Source organism: Bacillus massiliglaciei (assembly GCF_900098925.1).
GTDB lineage: Bacteria > Bacillota > Bacilli > Bacillales > DSM-1321 > Peribacillus > Peribacillus massiliglaciei.
The window spans coordinates 174,887-191,323 of sequence record NZ_LT622360.1; the positions used below are offsets into that span (position 1 = coordinate 174,887).

Here is a 16,437-nt window from a genome sequence, read left to right on the forward strand (position 1 = left end):
AAACATCTCCTAATAATTAAATTATGTCGAAATTCCTAGATCTCATAAATAATACTATAACACATATTGTTTACCAGCCCAAAAAAATATTACAGCAAAAACCCAAGATTTTTTAAAATTTAGGCAATGGGCCTAACCCATTTAAGGACCCGGGCATATGATAACACGAAGACTTAAAAGGAGGTAAGATTACATGAGCAATGTAGGTGGAGGAGATTGCGGTTGTAATACTGGCGGCGGTTACGGATACGGAAGCGGCTTTGCTTTGCTGGTAGTGCTCTTTATATTATTGGTGATTATCGGAGCATCATTCTGCTGGTAAGTATGTTCGTATCTTGGAAGCGCCGGGCTAATTAGCCATCAATTTGATGCTTTTAGAATTGAAAGGGGGAAGAAATATGTATGGAAGAAACGGCGGTTTTGCGCTGATAATCGTACTTTTCATCCTTTTGATTATCATCGGTGCTGCCTGGCTGTAAATAATAAAAAGGGGAAGCGGATGCTTCCCCCTTTCTTTTACAGTCTGCTGCAGACTGATAAATGACCGAATAAGTATGAAGATTCTCAAGTATATATAATTTCAATGTAAGAGGATAACAGCATAATTGTAATTAAAATATTGATGGTCCTGAATACTTTAGGCTGACGGTCTTCAGGAATCTCCTTTTGTACACATAAAGAATTGGTCATTTTGTTAATATTATATAGGATAAAAAGCGCGAAAATAATAAACCAAAACGAGATCAAGCCTGAATCCCTCCTTGCAAAACATCATGTAAGAATACGATACCAAATTATAAACAAAAAAGATACAGAAAAATCCTTTGTACCGGTCACTCTTCGTTGATGAGTATATCAAATTCTTTCCCATTCTTTTCAATATAACATTTCTGAGGCATGCTGATGATGTGTTTCAGATAAATAAAATCTGAAAGACAAAGCCCGATATGTGCTGATAAAAGAATGGAGAAGTAATGGGCATACTGGGTAAAGAGGGCCATTAAAATAACGAGTAGGATATTAATCAGCATAAAAGGCAGACAGAGCGCGAAAATATAATATCGTTTGGAAACAGGTTCCAACACTTGCATTTTTGGGACAGGCATCATCATAAATTTTATAGACCATGAGGTTTTAAAATTTTTATAATGTAATAGCAAAGGGATATAGTGTAATAGTTTGTGGACAGGATATAATAGAAAGAGGCCAATAATAAATATCAGTTCCAGTCCGTCGTGCAAATTACCGGGTAAAACGGCGCTCATCGCTGTGTAGATTAAAAGAAATGAGATCAACATGGTAAGGATGGACAACACTTGAATGCGCTGCTGTCCGTATTGTCTAGCCAAGTTGATGGATTTCAAAGAATTCATTGATAATATCAGCCTCCAAAGACCGTTAAATTTCACCTACATACATTACGATGATTTACATAAAATTGCAATAGAAATTTTAAAAGATATTTGATTGAATGGGGATAAAAGGAAATGGAGAATTTGGATCAAGAGATCGAAACATTGCGCTATCATCAAAAATTATTAATGAACGTGATTAAACAGCCTGCTGCCAAGCTGGATTTATTGTTTGTGGAAAGGAATTTCACTGAGAAGGAATCAGAGGAATTACTAAAGATTTGTGAAGTGATGAGCAAAAAATACGAAATAGAAAAAGCGGAAGGTTTCGTTCATTTTCAACCGCTTTTTGTTCAACTGGAAGAGATAGTGAATCCGAAAATAAAGGTAAAAGAGCTGGTTCAGGCTTGTTTATCTCAGGGTTTATTTATTCCCTTCATGACTGAGATGGCTCAGTTCTGATTGTTAAACCGGCTCAGTTTCCTTTTCAATCTTTTCTTCCTGCTTTTTTTTTGTAATTTTGCCGTTAACATCGGTAAAGTCTTTTTCTATATTGGAAAAGGAGCGTTCGAATATCTGCATGAAATCTTCGCCGTAAATATTTCGGATGACGGCCATCATTTCAATCATATCTGGGAACTTTCCGTATAAATCACGAAGGGGCAGTGCGCCGGAGAATGCAGCATTGTTGGCCGGGTCATAGGTTTCCATTAAGTCTAATAGGATTTTTTCACCTTCTGAAGTGATTTCGATATACGTGTTGCGCTTATCATTCTCCTTTTTAGAGAATTTTAAAAATCCCCGTTCTTCCAGCTTTTTTGAAAAATTGAACGCTGTTGAAACATGCATGACCCCGAATTTAGCTACATCAGAAATAGATGATCCATTAAGATGATAGGCAATCCACAAGATATGATGCTCATTGATGTTTAAGTCATAAGGTTTAATCCATTGCTGCCAATCTTTTTCAATTGATTTCCAAAGAGCTTTACTTAATTGGGCAATGCGCTGGCTAAAAATCATGGCCTCTTTCATAGAATAATTTCTCTCTTGCATAATATGGCTCACCTACTTATCAGATTCTGTATATTTATTATGACAATAAAATAAAAATTAATAAAGATAAAGTTTGCTAAATTTTTTGAATTTTCCGCAAGGTATAAGATCCTTCTGTTTTTTGGCTGTTAGACCGGCCGAGAAGGGCAGGGGAAGTGTCCGCTGGATATATGAAAGGATCCGGTACAAAGAACGTACCGGATTGTGTATCATTTCTTTTCACCTGACTGCGGCAGTATATTCTCCAGTTCCTTCAGGGAATTCTCAATTTCCTTAATACTTCCCAATAACTCGTTCTTATTTGGTTCAATATCTTGTTTCCAGTCCTGAATAAGAAGCTGAACATCAGAAATGAAGGATTGGATGGATTCTTTGCTTATTTGTGCGGCCTGCATCGTTTCTTCTTTAATATCGAGGATTTTCATTTTCAGTTCCTTGATTGTGCCAAGGATTTCATCTTTGTTTTGGTTCAGGCGTTCTCTGAGGTCCTTGCCGGAACTTGGGGCTGTCAGCAACGCAGCAGCGCCTGCAACAACAGAACCAGTCAAGAAGCCTAGAATAATGGATTTCGTTTTCATACAATCACCTCATTTTCTATTTTAATTTCGCTTTACAGTAGCTAAATCCCTTCTATCCATGAAGAAATGATTCGAATTCAAGGACAAAATAAAAGAGAGGGTATTGATTACAAAATACCATATTTTACATCTTAATGGAAGGGAATCTGCCATTTTATCTTTATATCACAAAAATAATATTTAAAACCTCTTTAGCAAAATGCGATATCTTTTAAGAGTGTGAATTTTCAGATGATAAGTGGATCAGGGAGGATTTGAGTTTCTTTCCGGAAGCACCTATGGGTGGATGCCTGGTTATTTTAAAGAGGTGGAATAAGGGGAGACAGGGGACAAAACTTCCCTTACTGCTATTCTCTGAGCTCCTCAGAATATTTTATAAAGAAAAAAGCACCGGAAAATTCATTTCCGGTGCAGCAGGTTAACTTTTAACCAATTTTGTTCCTTGATTTGTCCTTTGGAAGATGCTTTTAACAATTGGATAGATAATTGCGATAGCGATTGTATTTAAAAGTACAGCAGGCAGAACGACCATTGAAAATAATCCAAGGAAAGGCCCTGGAAGACCGACGATGAAATAAGCGGAAGTCAGGAAGACCGTTCCTGAAACGAGCGTGCCTATTACAGTCAGTACACATATACCAGTGACGGAAGCTGCTGCTTTTCTGAATACCAGAAATAAAGCGAAAAAAACAAAGGCTGTCACAAATTTATCGATGATGTTCGGGAATAGGCCGCCTGGGAAGGCGGTTGAAATTCCTGAAATCACTCCGCTTGCCAAAGCAAGAATAAACACATTCTTTTTTTCCGGAAATAGGGCAATAGCCAAAAACATCATTAACAGCATCATATCAGGCTTCATTGAGAAAAAAAATCCCGGAATGATAAAATGCAGGGCTGCACCTATCCCAACAAACAGCGACATGGAAACAAGGGTTTTTGTATTCATAAATTTTACTCTCCTCTTCTAAGCTAAACTGTCCCCCAGCAGTGCTCTGATGCCTGTGGCGGGATTATCCAACAGTATATCACGGTCCGGAATGTTTTAGAAGCAGTTTCTCTTCTGCTTATTTTACTGCAGCAGCAGGCTTTCCGGTATAAGATGCCTGGAATTTTTTCATGAATCCAGCCAGTTCCCGGCAATGGGAAAGCGGAACCGCGTTATAAATAGAAGCCCGGCAGCCGCCAATAGAACGATGGCCTCCAAGACCTACAAATCCAGCTTCTTTCGCTTCCTGCAGGAATTGCTTTTCCGCTGCTTCGTCCTGCAGATTGAATGTGACATTCATATAAGAGCGGCTGCCTGGCTCTGCATGGCCTTTGTAAAATCCGCCGCTTTGGTCGATAACATCATAAATCGTCAGGGCCTTCTCTTCATTTATTTCAGCTATTTTATCAATGCCGCCTTGTTCCTTTGCCCAATCCAGGACAAGAGACAATAAATAAATGGCCAGAGTCGGCGGTGTATTGTATAAAGAATTGCTTTTCGCATGCGTCGCATAGTTCAGCATGGAAGGAAGTTTGTCGTCACTGCTGATTAAATCTTTTCTTATGATGACAACTGTAATACCTGATGGACCAAGGTTTTTTTGCGCTCCGGCATAAATAAGACCGAATTTGCTTATATCGATCTTTTTGCTGAGTATATCACTGGACATGTCAGCGATAAGAGGAACTTCCCCAGTTTCGGGAAACTCTTTCCACTGAGTTCCGTAAATAGTATTATTGCTTGTTATATGAAGATAAGCTGCATCATCCTGGATTTGAATCTCTTTTGCATTTGGGATGAAGGTATATTTCTTTTCTTTAGAAGAAGCGGCAACAAAAGTTTCTCCAACCTTTTTTGCTTCTTTTAAAGCTTTTTCAGACCATGATCCTGTTAGGACATATTCAGCTTTTTTTCCAGGTTTGAGCAGATTCATCGGGATCATGGAAAACTGGAGACTTGCACCGCCCTGAAGTAAGAGGACTTCATAGTTTTCAGGGATATCAAGCAATTCCTTTAATGAATCAATTGCTTTATTATGAATCTGATCGTATTCTGCACTGCGATGGCTCAATTCCATGACAGACATCCCTGAATTCTGGATGTTCAGCCATTCATTTTGTGCTTTCAATAGAACTTGTTCAGGTAGTGCGGCTGGGCCGGCGTTGAAATTTAATGCTCGTTTCAATTTTCTTCCTCCTATGCGGCAATGTGATAAAGAATTCTGTCTATTTATATCCTAACAGAAAAAAGAGAAATTGGGAGGTAAATGTGGAATTTTTCTGAAATCCGAAAAGATGTCAAAAAGAGAAAATGGCACCAAGAATGTTTCTTGATGCCATTTGCCTGCAGACTGAGCTTTTTATTTTATATGCTTGGAAATAGAACCCGCGAGTTCCGTTAATTCCTGGGGTGTATAGTCGCTTGTATGGGTTTTCCATACTGCTCCGAATCCGTCCCCGTCTCCATAGCGGGGCAGAAGATGAAGGTGATAATGGAAGACGGTCTGTCCTGCTGCTTCGCCATTATTATTGACCATGTTCAGCCCAATAGGCTGCAGCTCTTGCTTCAGTGCATGTGCAATCTCAGGCACCGCTTTGAATAATTCCTGTGCAATTTCCGGTGTCATATCATAAATGTCTTTCTTGTGAATCTTTGGGATGACCAGTGTATGCCCTTTTGTTACCTGGCTGATGTCAAGGAAAGCCAATACATGTTCATTTTCGAATACTTTGGAGCTTGGGATTTCTCCATTGATAATGCTGCAAAAAATGCAATCGCCCATGAAAGAACATCCTTTCTGTATGTTTACTTTTTTCAATATATGTATGGGTCTGAAGCTGTTTTAATCGTACCACAGCTTCTTTCTTGCCGACAATATAAAACAGGGCACAGCTAATTGCTGCGCCCTGTTTTTGAAGGGCAGGGTCTTATGAGCTTCTATCGCATTAGCTAAAATACTCTTCGGCCAACACCTCATTTACCATGTTGTAAATTACAGTTACTGGATGAAGGTTTTGCCATTCAAAGCTACCATCTCCTATATCTTTAAAGTTTCTTCAACTTTCAAAGCATATTCGATCATTTTTGAATGTGATTTTGGCTATACGTGCAAGACAAACATCTCCTTGCGCGAAACGATTTTTTGAAGCCTTATCGTCCAGTTAGTACGTCTTTAACTGACACCCCATTTAACGTCTGATTATGATCATGAGTTAGAAAGGATTTCATTGTTTATCCAGTTGAACGTCTTTAACTGACACCTCATTTTACATAAGATTTTTTTAATCCTTCAAATGAAGTCCCTGCCTTCCTTAATATCTTGTTCAAACGTCCAAAAAACATGAATGGTTATTTATGGAATTAAAAGATGCTCGGACTATAATATGCGAGGGCAATTTGGTAAAATGAAAAAAGAAGTTTATCTAGATTGTTCTTTTATCTGGTACTTGGTAAAAACATAAAACTGTCTATAGAAGGGATTGTTAGTGTGTCATTATTAGAAATTAGCGAACTGGTGGGGGGGTATACAAAAACTCCTGTCTTAAAAGGAATCAGTTTTGAAATTCAGCCTAACGAAATCGTCGGTCTGATCGGTCTGAACGGTGCAGGGAAAAGTACCACCATCAAGCATATTATCGGATTGATGGAGCCGAAAAAAGGAAAGATTTCAATAAATGGAAAGACTTTTGAAGAGCCTGATACGTATCGAAAGCAATTTACATATATACCGGAAACACCGATTCTTTATGATGAATTAACACTTGAGGAGCATCTGAAGCTTACTGCAATGGCTTACGGAGTAGAAGAGAGTGTGTATAAACAGCGAATTGCCGGTTTACTGAAGGAATTCAGAATGGAAAAGCGGCTTAATTGGTTTCCGGCACATTTTTCAAAAGGGATGAAGCAAAAGGTTATGATTATGTGTGCTTTTTTAGTTCAGCCTGATTTGTATATTGTAGATGAGCCGTTCCTCGGTCTTGATCCGCTTGGAATCCAATCTTTGCTTGACATGATGACCAAAGTAAAGGAAAGCGGTGCTGGAATCCTGATGTCTACTCATATTTTGGCTACCGCGGAACGGTACTGTGATTCATTTGTGATCCTGCATAATGGAGAAATCAGGGCAAAAGGAAAGCTGGAAGAACTCCGTGCCGAATTTTCGATGCCTGGTGCCAATCTGGACGATATTTATATCCGGCTTACAAAGGAAGAGCAATAAGATGGATATTCAGCTGCTTTGGAAAGAAAGGTTTATTGGATTCAGCAAAGAAATCCAAAGATATTTAAAATATATTTTTAACGGTCACTTTGCTTTTGTGCTTGTGCTGGGTCTGGGAGGGCTGGCGTATTATTACAGCAATTGGGTGAAGACACTGGACAGCGGTTTTCCGGCTGTCCCCATTGCGGCCTTCATTCTGACCGTCGTTCTGACAAACAGTCCCGTTCATACTTTTCTCAAGGAAGCGGATACGGTGTTTTTGCTTCCTCTGGAAACAAAGATGGGCAGTTATTTTCAGCGTTCCATTTTTTTGAGCTTTATCCTGCAGGGATATATTTTGCTGTTTGTCTTTGCGGCCATAATGCCGATGTATGCGAAGGTGACCGGAGCCGGTATTGGTAATTTTATTTTTCTGCTTCTCGCCATGCTTATCTTGAAGCTTTTTAATTTAAATAATCATTGGCTTGCTTTAAAATTTCCGGAGTCTTCGGCTGTCACATGGGATTGGCTTGTAAGATTTGTGATCAATCTTGTAGCGCTCTATTTTCTGCTTAATGAACATACACTGCTGTTTGCGATTATCCCTGTCTTATTGCACCCGGTCTTGTATGCTTATTATAAGAGCGCCGTGAAGGGCAATTCGCTCAAATGGGAAAGGCTGATCCACCTCGAAAGCAAGCGGATGCTCGCCTTTTACCGGGTGGCCAATCTGTTTACGGATGTTCCAAAATTGCGCGGAAAAGCAGCCCGGAGGAAATGGCTTGATTGGCTGCTCGGATTTGTGCCATATCGTCAGGCCTCCAGCTACATGTATTTGTACGCACGTACTATTCTTAGGTCCAATGATTATTTAGGATTGCTAGTACGCTTGTCCATAATCGGTTCGGTTGTTTTATATGTGGTTTCCAATTTGTGGGCAGTCATCCTGGTTACACTTTTATTCCTATATATGACTGGCATCCAGCTGCTGCCGATGTGGAAAGTGCATGAACTGAAAATCTGGGTTTCGCTTTATCCGCTGCCGGCTGTTATGAGGCAGCAGGCTGTTTTGAAACTGATTGCCTATTTTCTTTTAGCTGAAACGGTCATTTTTGCGCTGGTTTTGGCTGTAAAAGGTAACTGGCTGCCGGCAGCTTGTTCACTGATTTCAGGCAGTATCTTTATTGCGGTGTTTTTCCAATATGCAAAGAAAAAATTGAAAAGTTTTTAAATGGAGGAAAGAGTGCAGATTATATCGCGCCCTTGAGAGCATCTCTGAAACGAAATTCATGCAGTATATAACCCTGAAATATCAACCTTCTGTGTGAGGGTTGATATTTTTTTGTCCACTCTATAAAAATAGCCCTTTGCACGTACAGCCAGTGCAGGAATACATGCTTGAATGGGTATACTTAGTGTAAGTGAGCTGTAAGGAAGGAGGAGAGTGATGAAGGGAAGAGAGGCAATTGCCGTTTTGATTTTAACTTTACTTTTTATTCTGATGGCGATTCTGCAAAAGAATAAGATCAGCGTGCCTTTGGAAACGGTTATACAAGATGCGCTTTATCATAAAGAAGGGACAGTGATTCATTCGATCTTTGAAAAAGTGACGGAACTAGGGTCTTCCTTTGTCATATGGACCGGCTGCTTTCTCCTTGTCGGTATTCTCTGGATATCGGGCAGGAGTTATTTAAGTATGGCCGCTGCAGCTTTAACCATAGCTGCCGGATATCAGCTGAATCATTGGATAAAGGCACTCATTGGAAGGGAAAGGCCGGAATTGAATCCGGCTATTGATGCGACAGGATTCAGTTTTCCGAGCGGACATGCAATGATGAGTATGATGTTCTATGGTCTCATTTACTATTTCTTTTTTTTCCATCGGAAGAGCCGCTTCGCTAGATGGGGTGCGGGAGTTCTGATTGGGATCCTGATTGGATTAATTGGTATAAGCAGAATCGTATTAAAGGCCCATTATCCGTCAGATGTGCTAGCCGGATTTATGGCAGGAGTTATCTGTCTGTACATGATCCTTTCTTTGTACCGCGTTTTATTAGTCCGTATTAAGGAGCGCAGATAGGAGGGGAAATCATATATCGCTGTCACAATAATTGGCAAAGAGTAAATTTTACCATTTCAATATTTTGCCTATGTACGCCTTTTGTTAAGGTTTTGTAAAGCTGTTTTGAGATTCTTCTGTCTCTGTTTACTTTAGAGCACTGACCATGAATAATGGGGGTATATTGCTGAAAGATGTCGACTGAGGAGATGATGATAAATGGAATTTGATATACAGAAAATGATTTTCGAATTTATTGGAGGACTGGGTATCTTCCTTTATGGAATAAAAACGATGGGAGACGGACTTCAAAAATCAGCCGGCGATCGGTTGCGGGAAATTCTGGACCGTTTTACAACTAATCCGCTGATGGGAGTTTTCGCAGGGATTATTGTCACAGTTCTCATACAAAGCAGCTCAGGAACAACAGCTATCACGGTCGGACTGGTCAGCGCTGGATTTATGACACTCCGTCAGGTCATTGGTGTTATTATGGGCAACGAATATTGGGACAACGATTACAGCCTTTATCATCGGCTTTGATGTCGGTGCCTATTCTTTACCAATTCTTGCTGTCGGTGCCGTTTTGCTTTTCTTCTTTAAAAATTTGAAGGTAAACAATGTAGGTCAGATCATGTTTGGGTTTGGTGCTCTGTTTTATGGATTGGAATTAATGAGCGGCGGCATGAAGCCCCTTCGTTCCCTTGAGTCTTTCCATGATTTGACGGTGAGCCTCAGCGACCATCCGCTGCTCGGTGTCGCAGCCGGAACCATTTTTACCATTGTTGTTCAAAGCTCAAGTGCAACAATTGGGATTCTGCAGGGCTTATATTCAGAGTCGCTGATTGATATACATGCTGCACTCCCTGTTTTATTCGGAGACAATATTGGGACAACCATCACGGCTGTTTTGGCTGCTATTGGATCAGCAGTTGCAGCAAGAAGAGCGGCTGCGGTTCATGTTATTTTTAATCTTATTGGCACCTTACTTTTCATGCTGCTGCTCAAGCCTTTTACTGCATTGATTGTATGGTTCCAAACCGAATTAAACTTAAATCCTGAGATGACCATCGCTTTTGCCCATGGGACTTTTAATGTAACGAACACATTGATACAGCTGCCTTTTGTAGCGGTATTAGCCTGGATCGTCACGAAATTGATTCCCGGTGAAGATGTCTTTGTGGATTATAAAGCAAAACATTTGGATCCGATTTTCATTTCTCAGTCGCCGTCGCTCGCTCTCGGACAGGCAAAACAGGAAGTTATTCGAATGGGAGAGTTTGCGGTGAAGGGGCTGGAGGATTCGCTTGAATTCCTTCAGACGAAGCAGTCAAAATATAAAGATAATGCTTATCAGATTGAAGAGGCTCTCAATAATTTGGACAGGAAAATTACTGATTATCTTGTACAGCTGTCTTCCAGTTCGCTTTCAGAAAATGAGTCGGAAGAGCATCATCATTTGATGGATTCCATCCGTGATATTGAACGAATTGGCGATCATTACGAAAATATTCTTGAACTGGTGGAATATCAGCTTGCTAACAAAGTGAAGCTGACAGGTTCTGCAATGGACGATCTGGAGGAAATGTTTACTCTGACAGTCACGACTGTAAAAGAAGCGCTGACCTCACTGGAAAAACGTGATCAAGGATTGGCCGAACATATTATTACCCAGGAAGAAAAAATCGACAAAATGGAACGCCGTTTTCGCAAAAAGCATATTCTCCGCCTGACAAACGGAGAATGCAGCGGTCAGGCAGGCATTGTCTTTGTTGATATAATCAGTAATCTTGAACGAATTGGCGATCATGCGATGAACATCGCACAAGCGGCAATGAGTGAAAAACAATAAAAAAACAGGAGGCCGAATAGGTCTCCTGTTTTTCGTTCCCCTTGAAATTTGAAATGGAACGTAAAAGGACATTCTTTTCGTTATAATAACAATAGAGATGAAGTCAGAATCAGATACGGGGTGAACGGAATGAACAGCAAGAATCATATTGAACGCCGCCTGCATACATTTATACAGGTTTCAAAAAATATTATAACAAATGAAAGTTTAACAAACCTGGTGGAAGAAATCATCGAAGAGGTCATTCAGGGAATGGACAAAGCAGATGCCGGGTTTTTACTCCTTTGGGATGAAGATAGGGAGCTTTTGAAAATTGAAGCTGCTGTAAATTTTAGAGAAGAAATGTATCTCCAAAACACGCTGCTTCCGGGGGAAGGTATTAGCGGTACAGTCTTTGAAAATGGACAGAGTTTGCTGATCAATACAGAAGAAGACATACGGAAAGCGATGTCCAATATGAGAAATCAGACATTGGAGTATTATCTGAAATCAACAATCGATGCTTTAATTCCAGTCAGCTGCATCTCTGTCCCCTTGATCCATCAGAATCAAAAAATCGGAGTCCTCACCATTGATAATTTCAAAAATCCGTATTACTTTTCAGAGGAGGATTTAAGGTTTCTTGAAGCAATTGGGAATCAGATTGCTATCTCCATTGTGAATGCGCGGGCTTATCATGAAAAACAGAAACGGACCGAACAGCTGGAGACGATTCTTACCTTCCATAATCAGCTGAATGAGGCGGTTCTAAAAGGAAGCGGGCTGCAGTCTCTTATCGAAAAATTGGCGGATATTATACAGCGGCCAATCTATTATTTTGACCCATTATTCCGTTTTGAGTTTTCTGATTCTGAAGCGGGTGCGGACATACGATCTTTGCAGGACTGGCTGAGGAAACAGAGTGATTCACTGATTAGATCTCAGCAGATCCAGGTTATATATACGGGTGAAACGGTATGCGGTCATGCTTTGGCAGTCCAGTCATCATTTGGAACGATAGGCTATATGGTGATTGCAGGGAACACCTCTTCCCTGGATATTATTAATGAGCTTGTAGTCAAACATGCGGCATCCATTATTGCAATGGAACAAATAAAATTTCAGGAGCGGATGAAGCATAGGCAGGCGGAAAAAGGAGCACTCTTAAGCGAATTGCTGCAAGGAAATTTAACGGCTGAGGTGCAGAGCTCTCTAAAAAAATTCGGGATGCAGCATGCAAAGTCTTATTGTTTTCTGTTACTGAGGAATGAAAAGGTAGATTTAGAGGATATGTATCAAGTGATGGCTTTCGAAGAAGAAATTGTGCAAGTGTTTGCTAAAGAGTATTATGTGACAGTGTTTCCTGACCATAAAGGTCTTTTCATATTGCTCGGAGCTAAATCAAAAGGGGAAGACCATCGTAAGATGATACGCAAACAGGCGGCAAGACTGCTGTCTGTCTATTCAGGACTGACTATATGTATTGGAAGGATGGTTAAGAATCTGCAGCATACTGTCATTTCTTACAAGGATGCGGAACTGTCACTGATGGAAGGTGAGCGTTCTAGTGATGAGACGCGAATCGGAACCTTCAGGGATTTAGGAGTAAAAAGATATCTTATGGAATTAAGTGAGGAAGATGCAGTGTATTTTGTAGAAGAGATACTTGGAGAAATTCTTACCCATTCAGATTGGACGAACAGGAATGAATGGCTGGTGACCTTGCAAGCCTATCTCCAATGTAACAAGCATGTAGGCCTGACTGCTAAGAAGCTGCATCTGCATCCTAATACAGTTTATTATCGTCTGCAGCAGCTTCAAGAGAAGCTTTCCTGCGATTTGGACAATATTCAGGATATGACGAATCTGTATGCAGCTCTCCTGCTGTATGAGCATCATATTTTCAAGTACTGACAGGCAGCTTTTCTTTAAAAGAGACAGTGACTGAAGTAAAAATTCTTAGAAGGGGATAGAATTATTAGTATGAAATACATTTGAGGCTACTCCAATGGATTTAGCACATTTACCAATACTTACATGTCCCTCTGTTCCTTCAAGATATCTTTTTAGAGCTTATATTTTCTGTTGAGCTGTAAATTTGGCCATAAAGAAACTGCACCTCCAATTGTTAGATGTATCTAACAATTCGGGTGCAGTTCAAATTTGATATTTTTAAGTTTTGTCCCAAACTCATTATCGTTATTCAGCAGTCTCCATATATTCCACGGCAGCTGCCCCTAGCGTTTTGGCTGCAATAAGGAGTGAGCGCTCATCTATATTGAACTTTGGATGATGATGGGGGTATGTTTCCTCCCATTCAGGATCATGAGCTCCTGTAAAAAAGAACGTTCCTTTGACATGCTCAAGATAATAGGCAAAGTCTTCTCCGCCCATCAGCGGTTCACATTCCCGGACTTTTTTTACTTCAGGGATATTCTGTACAGCCTTTACCAAAAGTTCAGTTTCTTCCGGATGGTTAACGACTGTTGGATATCCTCTCAGGTATTTATATTCATATTTTGCATCAACGGCTGAAACAGTTGATCGAATAACCTGTTCCAATTCTTTTTCAATTAAACTCCGTGTTCCTTCATCAAATGTACGGACCGTTCCTTTTAGAAAGGCGGAATCAGCAATAACATTGAATGGATTAAGTGCCTCAAAATGAGCGACAGAGATGACCGCCGGCTGCAGAGGATTTACTCTTCTTGATACAATCTGTTGAGCGTTCATGACGAATTGTGAGCCAAGCATAATGGAATCTTTGGTCATATGAGGCTCGGATCCGTGTCCGCCTTTTCCTTTGATGGTAATTCTGAACTCATCGGCAGCGGCCATGATGGGACCGCTTTTTACCATGATATTGCCAACAGGCTCGGTTGCCCAGAGATGGGTGCCGAAAATAACGTCCACACCATCCAGACACCCGTCCTCAATCATGGCAATGGCTCCGCCGGGAGCAAGCTCTTCTGCGTGCTGATGGATAAATACGATGCTGCCTTCCAATTCATCTTTGATCGAATGCAAAGCTTTTGCAAGGACTAAGAGAGTTGCGGTATGGCCATCATGTCCGCAGGCATGCATAATGCCGTCCGCCTTTGAACGATAGGGGAGATCGTTTTCCTCCTGAATCGCAAGAGCATCGAAGTCCGCCCTCAGCGCTACTGTTTTCCCAGGTTTTCCTCCCTTTAAGACTGCTACGACTCCGCGTCCGCCGACTTCTGTCCGGACTTCATGTCCAAGCTTGCGATGATACTCTGCGATATAGGCCGGCGTATGCACTTCTTCGAATGAAAGCTCAGGGTTTTCATGCAGGTAGCGTCGGATTGAAATCACTTCATCTGAGAGTTGGTTTAAAAAGGAGAATAACTTTTCTTTAGCAGTTCCTGTAACTAGTTTTTCCATATCGGTTCCTCTTTTCTATTAAAGTAGTTAATTAATATGCATCGGTTCTCCAGGTCCAAGCGGCAGGCCGAGCAAGTACCAGACAGAGAACATGATGATCCATGCAACGGCGAAGAAGAAAGAGTAAGGCAATAAGGCAGAAATCAATGTGCCCATTCCAATTGATTTATCATGCTTCCGGGCAAAAGCGAGCAGGATGGCAAAATAGGCCAGCATCGGTGTGATAGGATTTGTAATGGAATCTCCTATTCTGTAAGCCATTTGAGTAAAAGCCGGACTATAGCCGAGATACATGAACATCGGTACAAAAATCGAAGCCAGAAGCGCCCATTTTGCAGAAGCACTTGCCACAAGCAGGTTGATGAAAGAACAAATAATAATGAAGCCGATAATCATTGGCAGGCCGGTAAAATTCATGGCCTGCAGAAGTTCTGCTCCCTTTATGGCCAGAATCGGACCGATGTTGCTCCAAGTAAAGAAGGCAATCATCTGCGCCGCGACGAAGGCCAGTACAATGAAAGGGGCCAAATCAGCGATCGACTTAAATAATTTTTCAGCCATGTCTTTGTCGCTTTTCAATGTCTTGGCTCCAATCCCGTAGGCAAATGCCGGCAAAAGGAAGAAGAAAAGCATGATAGGGACAATGGATGACATGAAAGGGGAATTTAAGAGCGAACCGGTTTCGGCATCGCGCAGCCAGCCGTTTTTAGGAATCGTCACGGCCAGTAAAAGTGCAATATAACCAGCCATCGTAAAGACGGCATACTTCAGGCCCTTTCTTTCAAGCAATGTAATATTTTCGATTTTTTGGATTTTTCCTTCGTATTTTCCGAATCTCGGTTCCACAAATTTAACGGTTACCCATGTAGCTACGGCAATTAACAGAATGGTGGAAGCAATCAGGAAATAGTAATTCATCGTTGGATTTCCTGTATAATCGGCGTTTACCGTTTGTGCGGATTGTTCAGTGATTCCGGCCAATAAAACATCAAGTGAATTGATAATCAGATTGGCACTGTATCCGCCTGAAATAGCAGCGTATGTAGCAACGAGTCCAACAATCGGGCTTCTTCCTACGCTCATAAAAATCATGGCTGCAATGGGCGGAAGGACAATGAAAGCTGCGTCTGCTGCTATATTACCGATCATTCCTGCGAAAATGACGGCGGGAACAATTAAGAATGGCGGTGCGCTAAGTACTGTTTTTTTCATAAATGCCGTAATCAGGCCGGTTGATTCAGCCAGTCCGACTCCAAGCATGATGACCACAACCAGACCAAATGGCGGAAAAGCGGTGAAATTTCCAACCATATTCGTTAAAATTTCTATGATTCCTTCTCTGTTCAGAAGATTCACGGCTTCGATTTTCTTTCCGGTTCCGGGTTCTGTTGCGGAAACCCCCAATGAAGATAGGATGAAGGAAGCTCCGAGAATGATCAAAGACATAATTACGAATAGGGTTACGGGGTCAGGGAGCTTATTCCCGGCTTTTTCGATTGCATCTAAAAAGCGGCTTGTCCACTTTTTCCCGTTAGGGTGATTTGGCGAGGGGGATTGCTCTGGGTTCAGTTTTTCTGCAGCATTCATAACATTCCTCCTAGCTGATTTATTTAAATTTTTTGAATGTTTAAATTATAATTCGCCCATAAAGAGAAATCTATGGAATTTACCACAAATTATAATCATTTTTTTGGGTTTTTTTATAAAATGTTCCTAAAGGGATGTGAAATAAGTAAAACATTAAAGAATATCAGGGTAAGAATCTGCAGGGAAAATAGGTAGGAGTGCAGAGGGAACTTTTAGGGGCACAGCACAAGCTCGGTCGTACCCCGGGAAGCGTTCCTGAAACGAAACAACATGCAGCATAAACAAAAAATATGAAATTTCATATTTTTATTTTGTCCCGCCCTTACCGTCTGGTATGTTTATTGACAGCCGCCCTGTTCTTGCTGCAGGGGATGTTTATTTTTCA

The 16,437-nt window shown here is 40.9% G+C and carries 16 protein-coding genes and 1 pseudogene; 8 read left to right on the plus strand and 9 right to left on the minus strand.

Annotated elements, in window-relative coordinates:
* The first annotated feature begins 193 nt into the window (after positions 1 to 193).
* Together BQ4305_RS17340 and BQ4305_RS17345 are read left to right on the plus strand one after the other, a co-directional pair.
* Positions 194 to 322: a YjcZ family sporulation protein gene (locus tag BQ4305_RS17340; protein ID WP_110929010.1), complete on the plus strand. Its 129-nt coding sequence runs from the start codon at positions 194 to 196 to the stop codon at positions 320 to 322.
* 76 nt (positions 323 to 398) lie between these two features.
* Positions 399 to 479 carry a YjcZ family sporulation protein gene (locus BQ4305_RS17345; RefSeq protein WP_110929011.1) on the plus strand — a complete coding sequence of 27 codons (81 nt, stop codon included), beginning with the start codon at positions 399 to 401 and terminating at the stop codon, positions 477 to 479.
* Between the two features lie 85 nt (positions 480 to 564).
* On the opposite strand, the gene BQ4305_RS21940 is transcribed toward BQ4305_RS17345, so the two are convergent.
* Positions 565 to 747 carry a hypothetical protein gene (locus BQ4305_RS21940; RefSeq protein ID WP_110929012.1) on the minus strand — a complete coding sequence of 61 codons (183 nt, stop codon included), beginning with the start codon at positions 745 to 747 and terminating at the stop codon, positions 565 to 567.
* 86 nt (positions 748 to 833) lie between these two features.
* Positions 834 to 1,373, minus strand: coding sequence for a DUF3267 domain-containing protein (locus BQ4305_RS17355; RefSeq protein WP_110929013.1), 540 nt, complete (start codon positions 1,371 to 1,373; stop codon positions 834 to 836).
* Positions 1,374 to 1,487: 114 nt separating this feature from the next.
* On the opposite strand from BQ4305_RS17355, the gene BQ4305_RS17360 reads away from it, so the two are divergent.
* The gene (locus tag BQ4305_RS17360) at positions 1,488 to 1,814 is read left to right on the plus strand and encodes a DUF1878 family protein (RefSeq protein ID WP_110929014.1); all 327 of its coding nucleotides are present in this window, start codon (positions 1,488 to 1,490) and stop codon (positions 1,812 to 1,814) included.
* A gap of 3 nt (positions 1,815 to 1,817) precedes the next feature.
* Here BQ4305_RS17360 and BQ4305_RS17365 read toward each other — a convergent pair whose 3' ends face one another.
* The 5 genes from BQ4305_RS17365 to BQ4305_RS17385 form a co-directional block, all read right to left on the minus strand.
* Positions 1,818 to 2,408 (minus strand): HTH-type transcriptional regulator Hpr, encoded by a 591-nt coding sequence (locus tag BQ4305_RS17365; RefSeq protein ID WP_110929015.1) that lies wholly within the window; start codon positions 2,406 to 2,408, stop codon positions 1,818 to 1,820.
* Positions 2,409 to 2,617: 209 nt separating this feature from the next.
* Positions 2,618 to 2,986, minus strand: coding sequence for a YtxH domain-containing protein (locus tag BQ4305_RS17370; protein WP_110929016.1), 369 nt, complete (start codon positions 2,984 to 2,986; stop codon positions 2,618 to 2,620).
* A gap of 418 nt (positions 2,987 to 3,404) precedes the next feature.
* The gene (locus BQ4305_RS17375) at positions 3,405 to 3,932 is read right to left on the minus strand and encodes a tryptophan transporter (protein WP_110929017.1); all 528 of its coding nucleotides are present in this window, start codon (positions 3,930 to 3,932) and stop codon (positions 3,405 to 3,407) included.
* Between the two features lie 118 nt (positions 3,933 to 4,050).
* Entirely contained in the window at positions 4,051 to 5,157 is a 1,107-nt protein-coding gene (gene serC, locus BQ4305_RS17380) for a 3-phosphoserine/phosphohydroxythreonine transaminase (RefSeq protein WP_110929018.1), read from the minus strand.
* Between the two features lie 174 nt (positions 5,158 to 5,331).
* A complete protein-coding gene (locus BQ4305_RS17385; RefSeq protein ID WP_110929019.1) occupies positions 5,332 to 5,754 on the minus strand; it encodes an HIT family protein in 423 nt (140 codons plus the stop codon).
* A gap of 705 nt (positions 5,755 to 6,459) precedes the next feature.
* Between BQ4305_RS17385 and BQ4305_RS17390 the strand changes: the two genes are divergently transcribed.
* The 5 genes and pseudogenes from BQ4305_RS17390 (at position 6,460) to BQ4305_RS17410 (ending at position 12,974) form a co-directional block, all read left to right on the plus strand.
* A complete protein-coding gene (locus BQ4305_RS17390; RefSeq protein WP_110929020.1) occupies positions 6,460 to 7,191 on the plus strand; it encodes an ABC transporter ATP-binding protein in 732 nt (243 codons plus the stop codon).
* 1 nt (position 7,192) lies between these two features.
* A complete protein-coding gene (locus BQ4305_RS17395; RefSeq protein ID WP_199880743.1) occupies positions 7,193 to 8,401 on the plus strand; it encodes an ABC transporter permease in 1,209 nt (402 codons plus the stop codon).
* A gap of 216 nt (positions 8,402 to 8,617) precedes the next feature.
* The gene (locus tag BQ4305_RS17400; protein WP_110929022.1) at positions 8,618 to 9,250 is read left to right on the plus strand and encodes a phosphatase PAP2 family protein; all 633 of its coding nucleotides are present in this window, start codon (positions 8,618 to 8,620) and stop codon (positions 9,248 to 9,250) included.
* Positions 9,251 to 9,448: 198 nt separating this feature from the next.
* A pseudogene (locus BQ4305_RS17405) lies at positions 9,449 to 11,081 on the plus strand (Na/Pi cotransporter family protein).
* Positions 11,082 to 11,210: 129 nt separating this feature from the next.
* The gene (locus tag BQ4305_RS17410) at positions 11,211 to 12,974 is read left to right on the plus strand and encodes a helix-turn-helix domain-containing protein (RefSeq protein WP_110929023.1); all 1,764 of its coding nucleotides are present in this window, start codon (positions 11,211 to 11,213) and stop codon (positions 12,972 to 12,974) included.
* Positions 12,975 to 13,259: 285 nt separating this feature from the next.
* Here the strand turns inward: BQ4305_RS17410 and BQ4305_RS17415 are convergent, their stop codons facing one another.
* Positions 13,260 to 14,465 (minus strand): M20 family metallopeptidase, encoded by a 1,206-nt coding sequence (locus tag BQ4305_RS17415; protein WP_110929024.1) that lies wholly within the window; start codon positions 14,463 to 14,465, stop codon positions 13,260 to 13,262.
* A gap of 27 nt (positions 14,466 to 14,492) precedes the next feature.
* Positions 14,493 to 16,052, minus strand: a complete 1,560-nt coding sequence (locus BQ4305_RS17420; RefSeq protein ID WP_110929025.1) for an AbgT family transporter — start codon at positions 16,050 to 16,052, stop codon at positions 14,493 to 14,495.
* Positions 16,053 to 16,437: the final 385 nt, after the last annotated feature.

What these genes read in the sequence shown, in the direction of transcription:
- BQ4305_RS17340 (WP_110929010.1), top strand. Translation starts at nt 194, where the DNA reads ATGAGCAATGTAGGTGGAGGAGATTGCGGTTGTAATACTGGCGGCGGT.
- BQ4305_RS17345 (WP_110929011.1), top strand. Translation starts at nt 399, where the DNA reads ATGTATGGAAGAAACGGCGGTTTTGCGCTGATAATCGTACTTTTCATC.
- BQ4305_RS17355 (WP_110929013.1), bottom strand. Translation starts at nt 1,373, where the DNA reads ATGAATTCTTTGAAATCCATCAACTTGGCTAGACAATACGGACAGCAG.
- BQ4305_RS17360 (WP_110929014.1), top strand. Translation starts at nt 1,488, where the DNA reads ATGGAGAATTTGGATCAAGAGATCGAAACATTGCGCTATCATCAAAAA.
- BQ4305_RS17365 (WP_110929015.1), bottom strand. Translation starts at nt 2,408, where the DNA reads ATGCAAGAGAGAAATTATTCTATGAAAGAGGCCATGATTTTTAGCCAG.
- BQ4305_RS17370 (WP_110929016.1), bottom strand. Translation starts at nt 2,986, where the DNA reads ATGAAAACGAAATCCATTATTCTAGGCTTCTTGACTGGTTCTGTTGTT.
- BQ4305_RS17375 (WP_110929017.1), bottom strand. Translation starts at nt 3,932, where the DNA reads ATGAATACAAAAACCCTTGTTTCCATGTCGCTGTTTGTTGGGATAGGT.
- BQ4305_RS17385 (WP_110929019.1), bottom strand. Translation starts at nt 5,754, where the DNA reads ATGGGCGATTGCATTTTTTGCAGCATTATCAATGGAGAAATCCCAAGC.
- BQ4305_RS17395 (WP_199880743.1), top strand. Translation starts at nt 7,193, where the DNA reads ATGGATATTCAGCTGCTTTGGAAAGAAAGGTTTATTGGATTCAGCAAA.
- BQ4305_RS17400 (WP_110929022.1), top strand. Translation starts at nt 8,618, where the DNA reads ATGAAGGGAAGAGAGGCAATTGCCGTTTTGATTTTAACTTTACTTTTT.
- BQ4305_RS17410 (WP_110929023.1), top strand. Translation starts at nt 11,211, where the DNA reads ATGAACAGCAAGAATCATATTGAACGCCGCCTGCATACATTTATACAG.
- BQ4305_RS17415 (WP_110929024.1), bottom strand. Translation starts at nt 14,465, where the DNA reads ATGGAAAAACTAGTTACAGGAACTGCTAAAGAAAAGTTATTCTCCTTT.
- BQ4305_RS17420 (WP_110929025.1), bottom strand. Translation starts at nt 16,052, where the DNA reads ATGAATGCTGCAGAAAAACTGAACCCAGAGCAATCCCCCTCGCCAAAT.